Source organism: Streptomyces sp. NPDC057939, assembly GCF_042887545.1.
Lineage (GTDB): Bacteria > Actinomycetota > Actinomycetes > Streptomycetales > Streptomycetaceae > Streptomyces.
Genome location: NZ_JBHVPG010000009.1, coordinates 154,996 through 173,841 on the forward strand (window position 1 = coordinate 154,996; position 18,846 = coordinate 173,841).

Consider the following 18,846-nt stretch of genomic DNA (forward strand, 5'->3'; position numbering starts at 1 on the left):
CGGTACGGGTGGGGCGGAGCGGGGTCAGGCGGCCGCCGCCCGCTCGTCCTCCCCGACGAAGGTCCGCCACAGCCGCGCGTAGCGGCCCCCGCGGGCCAGGAGTTCGGCGTGGCTGCCGTCCTCGACGACCTGCCCCCGGTCCATGACCACGACCCGGTCGGCGCGGGCGGCGGTCGTCAGCCGGTGCGCGACGACCAGCGTGGTGCGCTTGCCCGCGAGCCGGTCGGTGGCCTGGTTGACCTGGGCCTCGGTGGCCAGGTCGAGGGCCGCGGTGGCCTCGTCGAGCAGCAGCACGTCCGGGTCGACGAGTTCGGCCCGGGCCAGGGCGATCAGCTGGCGCTGGCCCGCCGAGAGGTTGCGGCCGCGTTCGGTGACGGTGTGCAGGTAGCCGCCGTCGAGCGTGGCGATCATGTCGTGGGCGCCGACCGCGCGGGCCGCCGCCTCGACCTCGGCGTCGGAGGCCTCGGGCCGCCCGTAGGCGATCGCGTCCCGGACCGTCCCCGGGAAGAGGTACGGCTCCTGGGGGACGACCCCGAGCCGGTGGCGGTACTCCGTCAGGTCCAGCTCCTTCAGGTCCGCGCCGTCGGCGGTGACCCGGCCGGAGGTCGGATCGTAGAACCGGGCCACCATCTTGACCAGGGTCGACTTTCCGGCGCCGGTCTCGCCGACGAAGGCGACGGTCTGCCCGGCGGGTATCCGCAGGGTGATCCCGGCCAGCGCCTCGCCCTTCTCGCCGCGCTCCTCGGCGGTGCCGTACTGGAAGCGCACGTCCTCGAAGGCGATCTCGCCGCGCAGCTCCCGCACCTCGCGGGGCGCGACGGGCAGCGGGGTGCTGGTGGGCTCGCGCAGCAGGTCCTGGATCCGCCGCAGGGAGACGGTGGCCTGCTGGTAGCCGTCGAAGACCTGGGACAGCTGCTGGACGGGGGCGAAGAACAGGTCGATGTAGAGCAGGTACGCCACGAGCGCGCCCGTGGTCAGCGTGGCCGCGTCGACCCGGCCCGCGCCGACGATCAGCACGGCGGCCGCGGCGCCCGAGGACAGCAGTTGCACGAAGGGGAAGTACACGGAGATCAACCACTGGCCGCGCACCCGCGCCTCGCGGTACGCGTTGCTGCGCTCGGCGAACCGGGTGGCACCGGTGCCCTCCCGGCGGAACGCCTGGACCAGGCGCAGTCCGGCGACGGACTCCTGGAGGTCGGCGTTGACCGTGCCGACCCGGTCGCGGGCCAGCTCGTAGGCGGCGACGGACTTCCGGCGGAACACGATGGTGCCGACGACCAGGAGGGGCAGCGTCGCGAAGACGAGCAGGGCGAGCTCGACGTCGAGGACGAGCAGGGCGACGAGGATGCCGAAGAAGGTCAGGACCGAGACGACGGCGGTGACCAGGCCGGTCTGCAGGAACGTCGACAGGGCGTCGACGTCGGTGGTCATCCGCGTCATGATCTTGCCGGTGAGTTCGCGCTCGTAGTAGTCGAGGCCCAGCCGCTGGAGCTGCGCGAAGATCTTGACGCGCAGTGAGTACAGCACCCGCTCACCGGTGCGCCCGGTCATCCGGGTCTCGGCGAACTGGGCCGCCCACTGTCCGAGGACCACGACGAGGGCGAGCCCGGCGGCCACCCACACCGCGCCGAGGGCGGCCTGTTCGACGCCCTGGTCGATGCCGTGCCGGATCAGTACGGGCAGCAGCAGTCCGGAACCGGCGTCGAGGGCGACGAGGCCGAGGCTGATGGCGAGCGGCGGCCAGAAGCCGCGGAGCAGACGGCGCAGGCCGTAGCTTTCCTCGGCGGAGGCGGCGGCGCCCTCGTCCACGGCGGGCCGGTCGTCGACCGGCGGCAGCGCGGCCACCTGGGCGAGCAGTTCGGGGGTCGCCGGCATCCCGGCGACGGCTCCGGCCAGGGAGTGCCCGGCGCCGGGGGCGCGGGGCGCGCCCGGCGCGGCGGCCGGGGCGGTGGTGGACCGGTCGTCCTCCTCCTGGCGGCGCCACAGTTCGGGGGTGACTCCGTCGCTGACCCGCCGCTTGGCGTTGACCGGCTCGGAGTCGATCTCCGCTTCCAGTTCGAGGTCCCGCTCCAGGTCCCGGTCGGCGCCCCGCTCGAACTCGGCCGCGGGCGGCGCCTCGGGGGTCCGGGGCGATCCGGCGCCGAGGGCGTCGGGGTCGGTCAGCAGCCTGCGGTAGAGGGCCGAGCGGCGTTCCAGCTCCTCGTGGGTGCCGATGTCGGCGAGTCGACCGCGGTCCAGGACGGCGATCCGGTCGGCGAGGGCGAGGGTGGAGCGGCGGTGGGCGATGAGCAGGGTGGTGCGGCCTGCCATGACGGACCGCAGCGCCTCGTGGATCTCGTGCTCGACGCGGGCGTCGACGGCGGAGGTGGCGTCGTCGAGGAGCAGCAGCCGGGGGTCGGTGAGCAGGGCGCGGGCGAGGGCGATGCGCTGGCGCTGGCCGCCGGAGAGGGTGAGTCCCTGTTCGCCGACCGTGGTGTCGTAGCCGGCGGGCAGGGCCTCGACGAAGCCTTCGGCCTGGGCGGCGCGGGCGGCTGCGCGGATCTCCTCGTCGGAGGCGTCGGGGCGTCCGTAGGCGATGTTCGCGCGGATGGTGTCGGAGAAGAGGAAGGAGTCCTCGGGGACCAGCCCGATGGCGGAGCGCAGGGAGTCGTACGTCAGGTCCCGCACGTCGTGGCCGCCGACCCGGACGGTGCCCCGGTCGGGGTCGTAGAACCGCGGGAGGAGGAGGGAGACGGTGGACTTGCCGCTGCCGGAGGCGCCGACGACGGCGACGGTCTCGCCCTCCGCGACGGTGAGGGAGAAGCCGTCGAGGACGGGCCGGTCGGGGTCGTACCCGAAGCGGACGTCGTCGAACTCGACGGTGGCGGGCACGTCGGCGGGCAGTTCGCGCTCGCCCTCGCGGATGACGGGCTCGGTGTCGATGAGCTCGAAGACGCGCTCGGCGCCGGCGCGGGCCTGCTGGGCGACGGTGAGCACCATGGCGAGCATGCGGACGGGGCCGACGAGCTGGGCGAGGTACGTCGAGAACGCGACGAAGGTGCCGAGGGTGACGCGGCCCTCGGTGGCCATCCAGCCGCCGAGGGCGAGCATGGCGACCTGGGCGAGGGCGGGGACGGCCTGGAGCGCGGGGGTGTAGCGCGAATTGAGGCGGATGGCCCGCATCCGGCCGCCGAACAGGCGCCGACCGGCGGCGCGCAGCTTGCCGGTCTCCTGGTCCTCCTGGCCGAATCCCTTGACGACGCGGACGCCGGTCACGGCCCCGTCGACGACGGAGGCGACGGCGGCGGCCTGGGCCTGCGCGTACCAGGTGGCGGGGAAGAGCTTCTTGCGGCTGCGCTTGGCGATGAACCAGAGGGCAGGGGCCATGAGCAGCGCGACGAGGGTCAGCAGCGGCGAGAGCCACAGCATGATCCCGAGGGATATCCCGAAGAGGAGAAAGTTCCCGATGGTCATCGGGAGCATGAAGAGAAGGCCCTGGATCAGCGTGAGGTCGCTGGTGGCCCGGCCCACCACCTGGCCCGTGGACAGCTCGTCCTGGCGGCGGCCGTCGAGGCGGGAGATGGTCTCGTACATGTCGGTGCGCAGGTCGTGCTGCACGTCCAGGGCGAGGCGTCCGCCGTAGTACCTGCGTATGTAGGTGAGTACGTACACGAGGACGGCCGCGGCTATGAACATCCCGGCCCAGGGGGCCATCTCGCGGGACTTGTCGCCGACGACGTCGTCGATGATGACCTTGGTGACCAGCGGCACGAGGGCCATGACGGCCATGCCGGCCAGTGAGGATCCGAGAGCGAGCAGGACGTTGGTCCTGTACCGCCAGGTGTAGGCCGTCAGTCGCCTGCCCCAGCCCTGTTTACCGCCGGCCGCCTGCTGTCCCGCCGTCACGTGATGCCTCCCCGTAGCTGCTGTCCTGCCGCCTCCCCCAACGCGCCGACCGGCGGATTTCATCCCGCCGCAACAATCGCACCGGTGTCCGGACGCCGCGAGCGGGGCGTACTCCGGTCGGGGCGGGGGTGGGACGTGCTCCGGGTCGGCTCGGGCGCGGGGCCGGAACCGAGCGGTGCCGTGACGGGGCGGCGCACGGGCCGGCCGGACCGGCGCGGCGACGGACTCACACGTGCGTCGGGGCGAACATCCTCAGCGTGGTCGGGAGGACGAGGACCGAGGGGCCCGGGGTGGCGAGGGACTTGGCGAGGTCCTCGCGGAGGGTGTCGGGGGTGGTGGTGGCGGCCGGGACGCCGAAGGAGGCCGCGAGGGCGACGAAGTCGGGGCGCGTGAGCTCGGTGCCGGTCGGCGTGCCGTAGGCGTCGGTCATGTACTCGCGCAGGATGCCGTAGCCGCCGTCGTCCACGATGAGCCAGGTGACGTCGAGGTCGTGCTGGCGGGCGGTGGCCAGTTCCGCGATCGAGTACATGGCTCCGCCGTCGCCCGAGACGGCAAGGACCGGGGTGCCGGGTTCCGCGAGGGCCGCGCCGAGGGCCGCCGGGAAGGCGTAGCCGAGGCCGCCCGCGCCCTGGGCCGAGTGCATGGTGTTCGGGTGCTTCGCGTCGAAGGCGGACCAGGCCCAGTAGGACAGGATCGTCATGTCCCAGAACGACGGGGAGCGGGCCGGCAGGGCCGCGCGGATCGAGGTCAGGAGGCCCTGTTCCAGGGTGACGTCCTGCCCGGCGAGGCGGGCCGCGATGTCGGCGAGCAGCAGGCGGACCCGCTCGGGGGCGTCGGGGTCCTCGCGCTCGGGGACGGTCTCCAGGAGGGCCTGGAGGGCGAGGCGGGCGTCGGCGTGGATGCCGAGGGCCGCGTGGTTGGACTCCAGCTTGCCGAGGTCGGCCTCGATCTGCACGACCCGGCCGGTCGGGAAGAACGTGTGGTAGTTCGAGGAGAGTTCGCCGAGGCCGGAACCCACCACCAGCAGGACGTCGGCGTCCTCCAGGAAGTCCGTCGTGTGGCGGTCCTCCAACCAGGACTGGAGGGACAGCGGGTGCGTCCAGGGGAAGGCGCCCTTGCCGCCGAAGGTGGTGACCACGGGGGCGTTCAGGCGCTCGGCGAGCTGCTTGAGCTTGCCGGCGGCGTCGGCCCGGACCACTCCGCCGCCCGCGATGATCACCGGCCGGGAGGCCTCCGCGAGCCAGTGCGCGGCGACCGCCGTCAGCTCGGGGCGCGGGGCGAGTTCGTGCGGGGTCGCGTCCATCCCGGTGACCTGCGGGATCACCGTTTCGGCGCGCAGCACGTCCTCGGGGATCTCCACCCAGACGGGGCCGAAGGGAGCCGTCAGGGCGGACTCCCAGGCCTCGGCGATCACGGAGGGGATCTGCGAGGGGGTCCGGGCGGCGTGCACCGACTTGACGACCTCCCGGAAGGAGGCGGCCTGATCGCGCAGCTCGTGCAGGTGGCCCCGCCGGCCGCCGCCGAGGCCGGGCGTCGGGACCTGGGAGGAGATCGCGAGGACGGGCGCCGAGGCGGCCGCCGCCTCCGCCAGCGCGGGCAGTGCCATCAGGGCGCCCGGGCCGGTGGAGAGCAGCAGCGGGACGGCCTCGCCGGTGATCCGGCCGTAGGCGTCGGCGGCGAAGCCCGCGTTGTTCTCCGTGCGCAGGCCGACGAGGCGCATGCCGGAGCGGCCGACGGCGTCGAAGAGGGCCAGTGCGTGCTGGCCCGGCAGCCCGAACACGGTGTGGGCGCCGAGCGAGTGCAGCGTTTCCACGACCAGGTCCCCGCCGGTGCGGCCCGGCGGCGGCGCGAGGGCGGCCGCCGTCTGGGCTTCGGTGGGTCGGAGTACCAGGTCGTGGTCGTGCGTCACTGTGCTTACTTGCCCTTCGCCTGCGCGATCTGTCGGCTCATGATCGTGGTGAGCTCGTACGCGGTGTGCGAGGCCGCGACGGAGGTGATCTCGGCGTGATCGTACGCCGGGGCGACCTCGACGACGTCGGCGGAAACGAGGTTGCAGGACGACAGGCCGCGGATGATCTCCAGCAGCTCGCGGGAGGTCATGCCGCCCGCCTCGGGGGTGCCGGTGCCGGGCGCGTGGGCCGGGTCGAGCACGTCGATGTCGATCGAGATGTACAGCGGGCGGTCGCCGATGCGCTGGCGCAGCTGGTCGGCGACCTCGTCGGCGCCGCGACGGTAGACGTCCGCGGAGGTGACGATGCCGAAGCCCATCTTGGCGTCGTCGTCGAGGTCCTGCTTGCCGTACAGCGGGCCGCGGGTACCGACGTGGGAAAGCGCCTCGGTGTCGAGGATGCCCTCCTCGACGGCCCGGCGGAACGGGGTGCCGTGGGTGTACTCGGCGCCGAAGTAGGTGTCCCAGGTGTCGAGGTGCGCGTCGAAGTGGAGGAGCGCGACCGGGCCGTGCTTCTTCGCGACGGAGCGCAGCAGCGGCAGGGCGATGGTGTGGTCGCCGCCGAGGGTCATCAGGCGGGAGCCGTTGCCGATGAGCTCGTCGGCGGCGGCCTCGACCGTCTCCACGGCCTCGTTGATGTTGAACGGGTTGCAGGCGATGTCGCCGGCGTCCGCCACCTGCGCGAGGGCGAACGGGGAGGCGTCCTGGGCCGGGTTGTACGGGCGCAGCAGGCGGGAGGCCTCGCGGATGGCGTTGCCGCCGAAGCGGGCGCCGGGGCGGTAGGAGACACCGGAGTCGAAGGGCACACCGACGACGGCCACGTCGGCCTTGCCGCCGACCTCGTCGAGGCGGGGCAGCCGGGCGAAGGTCGCGGGGCCCGCGTAGCGCGGGATGCGGGAGGAGTCGACGGGGCCGCGCGGCTGCGTGCTCATGGGGGGTGCCCTTCTGGTGGTGCTTCGGTCCGGTACTTCGAGCGTACGGGGACGGTTCGGGCGCGTGCAGTGTACGTTTCATCCACTGTTGGCCTTGTCGATGTACGGAGTGGCCATGGAGGCTCCCCCCACCCCGCCGGTGCCCCTCGCCCGCCTCCTCACGGACGCGGAGCTGGGCCTGCGGCTCCTGACCGGCCCCGCGGAGGCGGAGGTCCACGGGGTCCACGCCTCCGAGATGGCGGACCCGTCGCCGTACCTGCTGGGCGGGGAACTCCTCCTGACGGCGGGGGCGGAACTGGCGGGGGGATCCGGGGGCCCGGGGCTCGTGGACGCCGGTACGTACGCGGCCCGGCTCGTCCGGGCCGGGGTGGGGGCGGTCGGGTTCGGGGTGACGCCGGTGCACGGGACGGTGCCGCCGGAGCTGGTGGAGGCCTGCGCGCGGTACGGGTTGCCGCTGGTGGAGGTGCCGCCCGGGACCCCGTTCACGGCGGTCGGCCGGGCCGTCTGGCGGCTGATGGAGCAGGCCCGCACCGGTGAGCTGCGCCGGGTGACGGAGGCGCAGCGGTCACTGGCCGCGGCGGCGGCCCGACCGGATCCGGTGCCGGCGGTCCTGTCGCGACTGGCGGCGAGCCTGGGCGGCTGGACGGCCCTCCTGCCCCCGGCGGGCGGCGCGGGGACGGGGGCGGGCCCGGGCACGGGAACGACCGGGCGGATCCCCGACCCGGCGCCCGCGGGCGGCCCGGGGGCGACCGGGCAGCGGACCGCCGGCGCCTTCGCCGGGTCGCCGGTCGGGGACGACGTGCGGGCGGCGCTGGAGGGGCTCGCGGCGCGGGTGGTCCCGGGGTCCGCGGCGACCGCCACCGACACCCTGGGCGGAACGCACCTCGCGGCGTACGCGGTGGGCGGCGGCCGGGCCCTGGTCCTCGCCACCCCGGCCCGGGCCCCGGGGGACCACACGATCGCCTCCGTCGCCGCCGTCCTGCTGACCCTGCTCACGGCGGACCGCCCGGCGGGCGACGAGGCGGCGGCCCTGACCCGGCTCCTCCTCGACGGGGATCCGGCCGCGGCCCTGCCCCCCGGCCCCTGGTACGCCGTCCACGCCCGGGGCGGCACCGGGCCGCAGGCCCTCGCCGCGGCGCTGGGCACCGTACTGCTGGACCCGCGCCCCGACGGCGTGCGCCTGCTCACCGACCGGGAGCCCGGCCCGCAGCCCGGCTGGCGGCTCGGGGTGAGCGCGGCGGCGCCGCCCGGGGGGTTGCGGAGCGCCGACGCACAGGCCCGGCGGGCCCTGGAGCGCGCCGAGGCGGCCCGGGCCCCGTTCGCCCGGCACGCGGACCCCGGGTTCGCGGGCCTGGTCGACGAGGCGGAGGCCCGCGCGCACGCGGCGACCCTGCTCGCGCCGCTCTCCGACGCCCTGCGGGACACACTGCGCGGCTGGCTGGCGCACCACGGCGGGTGGGACCGTACGGCCGCCGCCCTGGGCGTGCACCGCAACACGGTGCGTCAGCGCGTGGCCCGCTGCGCGGAGCTGCTGGACCGGGACCTGGACGACCCGGACACCCGGATGGAGCTGTGGTTCGCCCTGCGCCGGGAGGGGCCCGCCCCGGCGCCGCCGGCCGACTGAGCGCGCGGCGACGGGCGCGCCGCCGGGGGTGCGGCGCGGTCCTTCGGGGTGGCGGCCCGCCTACGATGTGCCGCATGTCCGGGATGTCCGTAGCGGCGGGGAAGCGTTCCGTCGGTCCGACGGGGCCCGCCGGGCCGGTGGCGTCGGCGGCCCGGCTGGTGGTGTGCGCCGCCCTCCCCTGGTACCTGTGCCTGTGGTGGTTCGGTACGAGCACGGCGCCGGTGGCCGCCGCCCTGCCGGCCGTCCTGATCCTGCGCGACGACGTGTTCGCGGCGCCCCGGCTCGCCCTCCAGCGCCTGCTGGGCGTGATCGCGGGGGTGGTGTTGGGCGTGACCGTCCTGCACTGGCTGCCCTCGGCCCCGGCCTCGTTCCTGGTCGTCCTGGTCTGCGGCTGCGCCGGGATGTACCTCCTGCGCCACCGGGGCGCCCCCAACCAGCAGGTACTGATCACCGCCGTGATGATCTACGCGACGCCGACGCCCGGTTACCCGATGGCCCGCCTGGTGGAGAGCGCCGTCGGCATCGCCGTCGTGACGCTCCTCGGTCCGCTGCTGTGGCCCCCGAACCCGTACCGCGAGGCGGCGGGCGGCCTGGAGGAGTACCGCGCCGGACTGCGGGCCCGGTTGGAGCGGATCGCCGCGGGGGCGGCCTCCGGACGGTCGGTCCCGACGCAGCCCGATCCGTTCGCCCTGTGGCACCGGCCGCACGAACTGCTCGTCACCCTGGAGCGCAGGACGGGCCGTACGGTCCTGCTGCCGCCGCGGCGCCCCCCGGCTCCGGACACCCTGCGCCCCCGCCTGCGGCTGGCCGCGCGCACGGCCCCGGCCCTGCTGCTGCTGGCGCGGGAGCTGGAGATCAGGGAGTCGGCGCCGCGGAGCCCCGCCGACGCTCCCCCGGCCCCGCCCGACGCGGCGGTGCTCGCCCTGGCCCCGGTGGTGGAGGCGACCGCCCGGGCCCTGGACGCGGCGCTGGGCGGGGAGGACTGCGCGGCGAGCCTGCGCACGGCCCGGGACCTCGCCGCCGGGCACCGGGCGGCCCGTCCCGGCCGCCGCGACGACGTGCTGCGAGCCGGCCTGGACCTCACCCACGAGGCCCTGACCGACCACCTCGCGCCCCCGACCTGACTCCCCCGGGCGTTCGCGCGTCGGCCGTCCGGCGTAACCCCGGGGCCGTCCGGCCGTCGTTGCCGGGCCGGGGGTGCGGGCGGGCGCGAGAGTGAGGGTCCGCGCAGTGGTGAGGAAGGACCCGAATGGACCTGGCTCTGGCCTTCGACACACTGGCCCGGTGGCAGTTCGGCATCACCACCGTCTACCACTTCCTGTTCGTCCCGCTGACGATCTCACTCTCCACACTGGTCGCCGTGCTCCAGACGGCATGGGTGCGGACGGGGAACCAGAAGTACCTCGCCGCGACGAAGTTCTGGGGCAGGCTCTTCCTGATCAACATCGCGATGGGCGTCGTCACCGGCATCGTCCAGGAGTTCCAGTTCGGCATGAACTGGTCCGACTACTCGCGCTTCGTCGGCGACGTCTTCGGGGCGCCGCTGGCCTTCGAGGCCCTGATCGCCTTCTTCTTCGAGTCCACCTTCATCGGCCTGTGGATCTTCGGCTGGGACAGGTTGCCCAAGAGGATCCACCTGGCCTGCATCTGGGCGGTGTCGATCGGCACCATCCTGTCCGCCTGGTTCATCCTCGCCGCCAACTCCTTCATGCAGCACCCCGTCGGCTACCGCATGAACCAGGAACGCGGCCGGGCCGAACTCACCGACTTCTGGCTGGTGCTCACCCAGAACACGACCCTCGTCGTCGTCTACCACACGCTCTCCGCCGCCTTCCTGACCGGCGGCGCCTTCATGCTCGGCATCGCGGCCCTGCACCTGCGGCGCGGCAGGCACGTGCCGGTGATGCGCACCTCGATGCGGCTGGGCATGGTGACCATGCTGCTGGCCGGCGTGCTGGTCGCCTTCAGCGGGGACACCCTCGGCAAGGTGATGGTCCAGCAGCAGCCGATGAAGATGGCCGCCGCCGAGGCCCTGTGGGACGGCCAGACGTCCGCGCCGTTCTCCGTCTTCGCCATCGGGGACGTCTCCGAGGGCCACAACCGGGTGGAGTGGTCGATCCCCGGCCTGCTGTCCTTCCTCGCGGAGGGCAACTTCACCGCCTACGTGGCGGGCATCAACGACACGGAGACGGCCGAGCAGGCCAAGTACGGGCCCGGGGACTACAAGCCCGACATCCCGGTCGCGTTCTGGGGCTTCCGCTTCATGATGGGCTTCGGCATGGCCTCGCTCGGCATCGGTGTCGTGGGCCTGTGGCTGACCCGCAAGAGGTTCTTCCTCGACCCGGGGCTGCGCACCGGCGAGGACGAGGTGCCGCACCTGGCCGTGACCCGGAGCAGGACCCTGGGCTCCCTGCTGACCACCTGGTACTGGCGCGCGGCGGTCTGGACGCTGATCTTCCCCCTGATCGGCAATTCCTGGGGCTGGATCTTCACCGAGACCGGCCGTCAGCCCTGGGTCGTCTACGGGGTGCTGCGCACCCGCGACGCGGTCTCGCCGAACGTCTCCCACGCCGAGGTCATCACCTCGATGTCCGCCTTCACCCTCCTGTTCGCCGTGCTCGCGGTGATCGAGATCAAGCTGCTGGCACAGGCCGTGATGGCCGGCCCGCCCGAGCTCACGCCCGCCGAGCTCACCTCGCCCCGCCGGGTCGGCGGGGACGACGACGAGGACCCCGACCGTCCGATGGCCTTCTCGTACTGAGGGAGGCGACGCGGGGGCGGCACCAGCGCCGCCCCCGAGGTGACGGACGGCACCGGGACCGACCGCCACCGGCTCTGGACAGGGTGGACAACCCGCCGGTAACTTAATCTGAGCAAGCGCTTAGGCATGAGCGGCGGACCGCCGCGACCGAAGGGAGCCGGCCCAGTGCGCCGTACCGTTTTCAACGAGGACCACGAGGCGTTCCGCGAGACCATCCGCGCCTTCATCGAGGCCGAGGTCGTCCCCGTCTACGACGAGTGGTTCCAGGCGGGCCAGGCTCCCCGCGACTTCTACTACAAGCTCGGCGAGCTGGGCGTCTTCGGCATCAACGTGCCCGAGGAGTTCGGCGGCGCGGGCCTGGACACCCACAAGTTCGAGGCCGTGCTGTACGAGGAGACCTCGCGCGCGGGCGTGAACTTCGGCGGCTCCGGCGTGCACGTGCTGCTCGCCCTGCCCTACATCAAGATGCTCGGCAACGACGAGCAGAAGAAGCGCTACCTCCCGAAGTTCGTCTCCGGTGAGGAGATGTGGGCCCTGGCGATGACCGAGCCGGGCACCGGTTCCGACGTCGCGGGCATGAAGACCACCGCCAAGCTCTCCGAGGACGGCACGCACTACGTCCTCAACGGCTCCAAGACCTTCATCACCGGCGGCGTGCACGCCGACCGCGTGATCGTCTGCGCCCGCACCTCCGCCCCCCGCGAGGACGACCGCCGCTTCGGCATCTCCCTCTTCGCCGTGGACACCAAGTCCGAGGGCTACTCGATCGGCCGCAAGCTCGACAAGCTCGGCCTGCGCACCTCCGACACCGCCGAGCTGGCGTTCGTCGACGTGAAGGTTCCGGTCGAGGACCTGATGGGCGAGGAGAACAAGGGCTTCTACTACCTCGGCGCCAACCTGCCGTCCGAGCGCTGGGGCATCGCCTTCGGCGCGTACGCGCAGGCCAAGGCCGCCGTCCGGTTCGCCCAGCAGTACGTGACGGACCGTACGGTCTTCGGCAAGCCGGTCGCGCACTTCCAGAACACCAAGTTCGAGCTGGCCTCCTGCCAGGCCGAGGTGGACGCCGCCGAGGCGGTCGCCGACCGCGCCCTGGAGGCCCTGGACGCCGGCGAGCTGACCGCCGCCGAGGCCGCCTCCGCGAAGCTGTTCTGCACCGAGGTCGCCCACCGCGTCATCGACAAGTGCCTCCAGCTGCACGGCGGCTACGGCTACATGAACGAGTACCCGATCGCCCGCCTGTACGCGGACAACCGCGTCAACCGCATCTACGGCGGCACCAGCGAGGTCATGAAGTCGATCATCGCCAAGTCGATGGGTCTGTAAGTCCCCTTGACCGAGCTCGACGAGAACGAGGCGCTCACCGATCTCCTCGACCTGCTCGACCTGGAGCAGATCGAGGAGAACATCTTCCGCGGCACGAGCCGGCAGTCCCTCGTGCCGCGGGTGTTCGGCGGGCAGGTCGCGGCGCAGGCACTGGTCGCGGCCGGCCGGACCGTGCCCGCGGACCGGACCGCGCACTCGCTCCACTCGTACTTCCTGCGGGCCGGTGACCCGGGCGCGCCCATCGTGTACTCCGTCGACCGGATCCGCGACGGGCGTTCCTTCACCACGCGCCGCGTCGTCGCCGTGCAGCACGGGCAGCCGATCTTCCACCTCTCCGCGTCGTTCCAGACGTACGAGGAGGGGCTGGACCACCAGGCGGGGATGCCGGCGGCGCCGGACCCGGAATCCCTGCCCACGGCAGCCGAGTCCCTCCCCCTGTACCGGGACGTCTTCCGGGACCCGGGGACCGTCGAGCGGCTGGTCGCGGCCCGCGCCGCGGTGGACCTGCGGTACGCGACGACCCCGCCGTGGGGCAGCGTCGGCAAGCCGGTCGAGCCGCGCTCGCAGGTGTGGTTCCGCACCGGGGGCAAGCTCGCGGACGACCCGCTGCTGCACACCTGCCTGGCCACGTACGTCTCCGACATGACCCTGCTCGACTCGGTGCTGCTCGCGCACGGCCGGGGCGGCTGGGCGGTGGGCGACGTGGTCGGTGCCTCGCTGGACCACGCCATGTGGTTCCACCGGCCCTTCCGCGCCGACGAATGGCTCCTCTACGACCAGGAGTCCCCCTCCTCGGCCGCCGGTCGCGGCCTCGGCCAGGCCCGGATCTGGACCCGGGACGGCCGCCTCGCGGTCACCGTCATCCAGGAGGGCGTCGTCCGCGTGCCGCGCGCCTGAGGCCGCTCGGCCCCGGCGCCGGGTGTCGTTGACCGTCCGACCCCGGGGCCGGACATACCGTCACGTCATGCCCGAACAACCCGAAAGCGTCGCCACGGTGGTCGTTGCCACCGTCACCAACCTCGGGATCGCCGCCGCGAAGGCGGTCGCCGGAGTCCTCGGCGGGTCCAGCGCCATGCTGTCCGAGGCGGCGCACTCGGTCGCCGACACGGTGACCGAGGTACTGCTGCTGACCGCCCTCAAGCGCAGCGCCAGACCGGCCGACGAGGCGCACCCGCTCGGCTACGGGCCCGAGCGCTGGATCTGGGCGCTGCTCGCCTCGATCGCCACGTTCGCCGGTGGCGCGGTCTTCGCGGTGTACGACGGGATCCACACCCTGGTCCACGGCGAGGACCCCGGCAACCCGACGCTCTCGTACGTCGTCCTCGCGGTCGCCGCAGTCCTGGAGGGCTGGTCGCTGCTGGTGGCGTGGCGCCAGGTGCGCGGCGAGGCGGAGCGGATGCGGGCGCCGCTGGGCCTGTACGTGAAGCACACCCCGGACACGGCCGTGAAGGCGGTGCTGCTGGAGAACGCGGCCGCGCTGATCGGCCTCGCGCTGGCGGCGGGCGGGCTGTTGGGGGCGCAGCTGACCGGTTCCGGCGTGTACGACGGGGTGGCGTCGCTGCTGATCGGGCTGCTGCTGGTGTGGGTGGCCTGGGAGTTGGGTCGCTCGAACGCGCAGTACCTGATCGGGCGGCCGCTGCCGGCGACGATGCGGGACGAGGTCCGCGAGGAGCTGCTCTCGGTGCTGCACATCGAGGCGGTGCTGGAGCTGACGACGCTGGTCCAGGGTCCGGACGAGGTGCTGATCGCGGCGAAGGTCGACTTCCACGACCTGGCGTCGGCCCGGCAGGTGGAGACGGCCTGCGAGGTGGCGGAGGAGCAGCTGCGCGAGCGCTTCCCGGCGATCCGCCGCGTCTACCTGGATCCGACGCCGACGCCCTCCTGAGGCACCGCCGGGGTCGGTCCCGCGGCAACGACGGCCGGGGCGGTGGCAGGAGCGGCGGGTCCCGCGGTCACGGCAGCAGGTCCCGCAGCCCTGCCCGGAAGGTGGGACAGTCCAGCAGGGACGGATGCTCGCAGGTCAGGGCGTGGCTGATGCGGGCGCGGGCCTGTCGCATCTCCTCGATCCGCCGGTCGAGGACCTCGATCCGGCCGGTCAGGTACGGGCGCACCTCCTCGGGGTCGCCCGCCAGCAGTTCCGCCACCTCGGCGAGCGAGAACCCGCTGGCCCGGGCGGCCAGGATCAGCGCCACCCGGTCGACCGCGCCGGGGCGGTAGGTGCGGCGCAGGCCGTGCCGGCCCGCGGGCTCCAGCAGGCCGAGCCGCTCGTAGTAGCGCAGGGCCGAGGGGGCCACGCCCGTGGCGGCGGCCACCTCGGCGATGTCGAGGAGGCCCCCGGCGTCCGCCGGTCGCGCCCGCTGCGGTGTTTCGCGGTCCACGCGTGCGCCCCCGTCGTCGGCCCTTGACTTGAAGTTCGCTTCAAGTGCCACGGTACCCGTCGGGAGGCGCGGCGCGGGCCCGCCCCGGACCCCTGGGAGCACACGATGACGAGCAGCGGGACGAACAGCGGAGCGGGCGTCGGGACGGCTGCGAGGACCACCCGTCGGAACCGGATGCGGACCGCCGCGGTGGCCGTGCTGGCGGCCGTCCGGCACCCGGTCGACGTACCGGACGCGTTCGCCGACGTGCAGGAGGCGACGCGCCGGCACCGCCGGGCGCACCGGTGCGGGGCGTTCGCGTACGGGGAGGGCTCGCTGCCCGCCACGATCGCGGCGGCGGTGGGCGCCCTGCGGATCGTCGAGGTGGGCACGGCGCTCGGGTACACGGCGATGGCGATGGCGGACGCGGCGCCGCTCGCACACGTCGAGACGGTCGAGTTCGACGCCGCCCACGTCCGGCTCGCGCGGGAGCAGATCGCCCGCCGCGGCTTCGGCGACCGGGTGACGGTGCTGGGCGGCGCCGCCGAGGACGTCCTGCCCGGGCTCGACGCGGGCGGCTACGACCTCGCCTTCTTCGACGGCTTCACCCCGACCGCGCGGGTCGTCGCCGACCTGCACCGGCTGCTGCGCCCCGGCGGCACGCTGATCGCCGGGAACCTCGTCCTCGGTCCGTCGGCCGAGGTCCGCGACCACCTCGCCGACCCGGCGCGCTGGCGCACGCACTCCCTCGGCGAAACGGCGCTGTGCGTCAAGCGCTGACCCCCGTGAGGCGCCGGCCCCGTCGGGCGCCGACCCCCGTCGGGCGCCGACCCGCTCGCCCGGCCCGGGGCCGGCTCAGTCGTCGAGCAGGCCGGCCGTGGCCAGCAGGTAGGCCGTCATGGGGTCGTAGAACCGCGGGTCGCGTACGTGGTCGTCCAGCGGGACCGCCACCTGGAGGGTGCCCTCGGCCTCGCCGAGGAAGAGCGCCGGGTCGTTGCAGTCGGCGTACCCGACGGCGTCGAGGCCGCGCTGGGCCGCGCAGCCCGCCCAGCCGTGGTCGGCGACGACGAGGTCCGGCAGCGGCCGGTCCTCGGCGGCGAGCCCGTCGAGGATCGCGGCCATCGGGGCCGGCGAGTGGGTGTGCCACAGGGTGGCCCCGCGTTCCTGCACGGCGACGCCCGCGAACTGCCACACGGAGCCCTCGTCGGCGGTGAGGCCGCGCGGGATGACGACGATCTCGCAGCCCGCCGCCCGCAGGGCGTCGGCGGTGGCGCGGTGGACGTCGAGGAGGCCGCCGGGGTGGCCGGTGGCGAAGAGGACGCGCTGGCGGTCGAGGGCCGCCTTGCGCAGGCGCGCGGCGAGCCGTTCGAGGCCGGACACGGTCAGCTCGGGGTCGATGGTGTCCTGGCCGAAGCGGTGCGAGGGGTCGTCCACGACCCCGCAGCGCTCCGCCATGACCGCGAGCACGTCCTGCTCGTCGCTCCAGCGGTCCCCGAGCTCCAGGCCCAGCCAGTAGTGGCGGTCCCCGTTGGCGAGCTTGCGGTAGTGGCTCAGGTTGTTCTCGCGCGGGGTCGCGACCTCCCCCGCGATCCGCGTACGGACCAGGTGTTCGACGAGTTCGGCACGGGTGGGTACGGGCGTCTCTATCGGCATGCCGCCCATTCTGCCGCCGTCCGACCGGAGCCGTCTGCTCCGTCCCGGACGTCGGACACCCGACCTCAGTCCGACAGCGCCTCGAAGGCCCCGTTCGCCATCCGCCTCAGCAGGGACTCCGTGGCGTCACGGCCGAGGGCCGCGAGGTGGGGGGTGGAGTTGAGCAGGCCGAAGACCGCGTGCACGGAGACGCGCACCTCCGCTTCGCCCACCCGGGGGTGCAGTTCCCGGACGACCGCGACCCACAGCTCCACGTACTGGCGCTGGAGCTGGCGCACGAGCTTGCGGTCGGCGTCCCGCAGGCGGTCGAGCTCCCGGTCGTGGAGGGTGATCAGCGCCCGGTCGTCGAGCGCGAAGTCGATGTGGCCCTCGACGAGGGACGCGAGGAGCTCCACCGGGTCCCCGGCGGCCTCCTCGACGCGCCGCCGGCCGCCGGTCAGCAGCCGCTCGCTGATGCCGACGAGCAGTTCGGCCAGCATGGCGTCCTTGCCCGCGAAGTGCCGGTACAGGCCGGGGCCGCTGATGCCGACCGCGGCCCCTATCTCGTCCACGCCCACGCCGTGGAAGCCGCGCTCCGCGAAGAGACGAGCGGCCTCACTGAGGATCTGCTCGCGACGGGTCGGGGCGGCCGCTCTGGTGCTCATGGGAATCCATTCTAGACAGGGCCGTTAGCGCTCGTTAACCTGATGGCGAGAGTGTTAACGCTCACTAACAGCATGCACCGAGCAAGGGAGCTCGACCGATGCAGCAGGCACCAGTGCTGACGAGCGCCGCGGACCCGGCGTCCGAGGCCTGGCGGACCAATGAGGCCGCCCACCGCGAGCTGACCGAGGGCCTGCGCGCCCGGCTCGACGCGGCCCGGCTCGGCGGCGGCGAGCGGGCCCGCGCCCGCCACACCGCGCGCGGCAAGCTCCTGCCCCGCGACCGCGTGGACGCCCTCCTGGACCCGGGATCCCCGTTCCTGGAACTGGCCCCGCTGGCCGCGGAGGGCATGTACGGGGGCGCGGCCCCGGCCGCCGGGGTGATCGCCGGCATCGGTCGGGTCAGCGGCCGCGAGTGCGTCATCGTCGCGAACGACGCCACGGTCAAGGGCGGCACCTACTACCCGATGACCGTCAAGAAGCACCTGCGCGCCCAGGAGGTGGCCCTGGAGAACCGTCTCCCCTGCCTCTACCTGGTCGACTCGGGCGGCGCCTTCCTGCCCATGCAGGACGAGGTCTTCCCCGACCGGGAGCACTTCGGCCGGATCTTCTACAACCAGGCCCGCATGTCGGGGGCCGGGATCCCGCAGATCGCGGCCGTCCTCGGCTCCTGCACGGCGGGCGGCGCGTACGTCCCGGCGATGAGCGACGAGGCGGTCATCGTGCGCGGCCAGGGCACGATCTTCCTCGGCGGCCCGCCGCTGGTGAAGGCCGCGACCGGTGAGGTCGTCACGGCCGAGGAACTGGGCGGCGGCGAGGTCCACTCCAGGGTCTCCGGCGTCACCGACCACCTCGCGGAGGACGACGCGCACGCGCTGCGGATCGTCCGGAACATCGTGGCGACCCTGCCGGAGCGCGGGGCCCTGCCCTGGTCGGTCGAGGCTCCCGAGGAGCCCAAGGTGGACCCGCACGGCCTGTACGGCGCGGTCCCCGTCGACTCCCGCACCCCGTACGACGCCCGCGAGATCATCGGACGGATCGTCGACGGCTCCCGCTTCCAGGAGTTCAAGGCCGAATACGGCCAGACCCTGGTCACGGGCTTCGCGCGGATCCACGGCCACCCGGTCGGGATCGTCGCCAACAACGGCATCCTGTTCTCCGAGTCCGCCCAGAAGGGCGCGCACTTCATCGAGCTGTGCGACCAGCGCGGCATCCCGCTCCTGTTCCTCCAGAACATCTCCGGCTTCATGGTCGGCCGGGACTACGAGGCCGGCGGCATCGCCAAGCACGGCGCCAAGATGGTCACGGCGGTCGCCTGCACCCGGGTCCCGAAGCTGACCGTGGTCGTCGGCGGCTCGTACGGCGCGGGCAACTACTCGATGTGCGGGCGGGCCTACTCGCCCCGGTTCCTGTGGATGTGGCCCAACGCCAAGATCTCGGTGATGGGCGGCGAGCAGGCCGCCTCCGTCCTGGCCACCGTCAAGCGGGACCAGATCGAGGGCGCCGGCCAGGAGTGGCCCGCCGAGGACGAGGAGGCCTTCAAGGCCCCGGTCCGCGCGCAGTACGAGGAGCAGGGCAGCGCGTACTACGCCACGGCCCGGCTGTGGGACGACGGGGTCATCGACCCGATGGAGACCCGGCAGGTGCTGGGACTGGCCCTGACCGCGTGCGCGAACGCCCCCCTGGGCGAGTCGGGCTTCGGCATCTTCCGTATGTGACGTG

14 protein-coding genes are annotated in these 18,846 nt (G+C 73.7%); 8 read left to right on the forward strand and 6 right to left on the reverse strand.

Annotated elements, in window-relative coordinates:
- Positions 1–24 precede the first annotated feature (24 nt).
- The 3 genes from ACFVS6_RS13500 to speB form a co-directional block, all read right to left on the reverse strand.
- Complete coding sequence (locus tag ACFVS6_RS13500) at positions 25–3,948, reverse strand: ABC transporter ATP-binding protein (RefSeq protein WP_389703435.1); 3,924 nt, start codon at positions 3,946–3,948, stop codon at positions 25–27.
- 163 nt (positions 3,949–4,111) lie between these two features.
- On the reverse strand, positions 4,112–5,794 hold the full coding sequence (locus ACFVS6_RS13505) for a thiamine pyrophosphate-binding protein (RefSeq protein WP_389703436.1): 1,683 nt from the start codon (positions 5,792–5,794) through the stop codon (positions 4,112–4,114).
- A 5-nt stretch (positions 5,795–5,799) separates the two neighbouring features.
- A complete protein-coding gene (gene speB, locus ACFVS6_RS13510; RefSeq protein ID WP_281210177.1) occupies positions 5,800–6,765 on the reverse strand; it encodes an agmatinase in 966 nt (321 codons plus the stop codon).
- Positions 6,766–6,880: 115 nt separating this feature from the next.
- Here speB and ACFVS6_RS13515 point away from each other — a divergent pair, with 115 nt between their 5' ends.
- The 6 genes from ACFVS6_RS13515 to ACFVS6_RS13540 all read left to right on the forward strand — a co-directional run bounded on the left by ACFVS6_RS13515 (position 6,881) and on the right by ACFVS6_RS13540 (position 14,358).
- A complete protein-coding gene (locus ACFVS6_RS13515; protein WP_389703438.1) occupies positions 6,881–8,389 on the forward strand; it encodes a helix-turn-helix domain-containing protein in 1,509 nt (502 codons plus the stop codon).
- A 74-nt stretch (positions 8,390–8,463) separates the two neighbouring features.
- Positions 8,464–9,513: an FUSC family protein gene (locus ACFVS6_RS13520; RefSeq protein ID WP_389703440.1), complete on the forward strand. Its 1,050-nt coding sequence runs from the start codon at positions 8,464–8,466 to the stop codon at positions 9,511–9,513.
- 125 nt (positions 9,514–9,638) lie between these two features.
- Positions 9,639–11,150, forward strand: coding sequence for a cytochrome ubiquinol oxidase subunit I (locus tag ACFVS6_RS13525; RefSeq protein WP_389703441.1), 1,512 nt, complete (start codon positions 9,639–9,641; stop codon positions 11,148–11,150).
- 165 nt (positions 11,151–11,315) lie between these two features.
- Positions 11,316–12,473: an acyl-CoA dehydrogenase family protein gene (locus ACFVS6_RS13530; RefSeq protein ID WP_281206505.1), complete on the forward strand. Its 1,158-nt coding sequence runs from the start codon at positions 11,316–11,318 to the stop codon at positions 12,471–12,473.
- Between the two features lie 6 nt (positions 12,474–12,479).
- Positions 12,480–13,370 carry an acyl-CoA thioesterase gene (locus ACFVS6_RS13535; protein WP_389703443.1) on the forward strand — a complete coding sequence of 297 codons (891 nt, stop codon included), beginning with the start codon at positions 12,480–12,482 and terminating at the stop codon, positions 13,368–13,370.
- A 67-nt stretch (positions 13,371–13,437) separates the two neighbouring features.
- Positions 13,438–14,358, forward strand: coding sequence for a cation diffusion facilitator family transporter (locus ACFVS6_RS13540; protein ID WP_389703445.1), 921 nt, complete (start codon positions 13,438–13,440; stop codon positions 14,356–14,358).
- A 67-nt stretch (positions 14,359–14,425) separates the two neighbouring features.
- On the opposite strand, the gene ACFVS6_RS13545 is transcribed toward ACFVS6_RS13540, so the two are convergent.
- Positions 14,426–14,851 (reverse strand): MerR family transcriptional regulator, encoded by a 426-nt coding sequence (locus ACFVS6_RS13545; protein WP_389703447.1) that lies wholly within the window; start codon positions 14,849–14,851, stop codon positions 14,426–14,428.
- A gap of 105 nt (positions 14,852–14,956) precedes the next feature.
- On the opposite strand from ACFVS6_RS13545, the gene ACFVS6_RS13550 reads away from it, so the two are divergent.
- Positions 14,957–15,610, forward strand: coding sequence for an O-methyltransferase (locus ACFVS6_RS13550; RefSeq protein WP_389703449.1), 654 nt, complete (start codon positions 14,957–14,959; stop codon positions 15,608–15,610).
- A gap of 75 nt (positions 15,611–15,685) precedes the next feature.
- Here the strand turns inward: ACFVS6_RS13550 and ACFVS6_RS13555 are convergent, their stop codons facing one another.
- Positions 15,686–16,492 (reverse strand): phosphatase, encoded by an 807-nt coding sequence (locus ACFVS6_RS13555; protein ID WP_389703451.1) that lies wholly within the window; start codon positions 16,490–16,492, stop codon positions 15,686–15,688.
- Between the two features lie 56 nt (positions 16,493–16,548).
- Entirely contained in the window at positions 16,549–17,127 is a 579-nt protein-coding gene (locus ACFVS6_RS13560) for a TetR/AcrR family transcriptional regulator (RefSeq protein ID WP_389703452.1), read from the reverse strand.
- A 98-nt stretch (positions 17,128–17,225) separates the two neighbouring features.
- Here ACFVS6_RS13560 and ACFVS6_RS13565 point away from each other — a divergent pair, with 98 nt between their 5' ends.
- Positions 17,226–18,842 (forward strand): carboxyl transferase domain-containing protein, encoded by a 1,617-nt coding sequence (locus ACFVS6_RS13565; RefSeq protein WP_389703454.1) that lies wholly within the window; start codon positions 17,226–17,228, stop codon positions 18,840–18,842.
- Positions 18,843–18,846 lie beyond the last annotated feature (4 nt).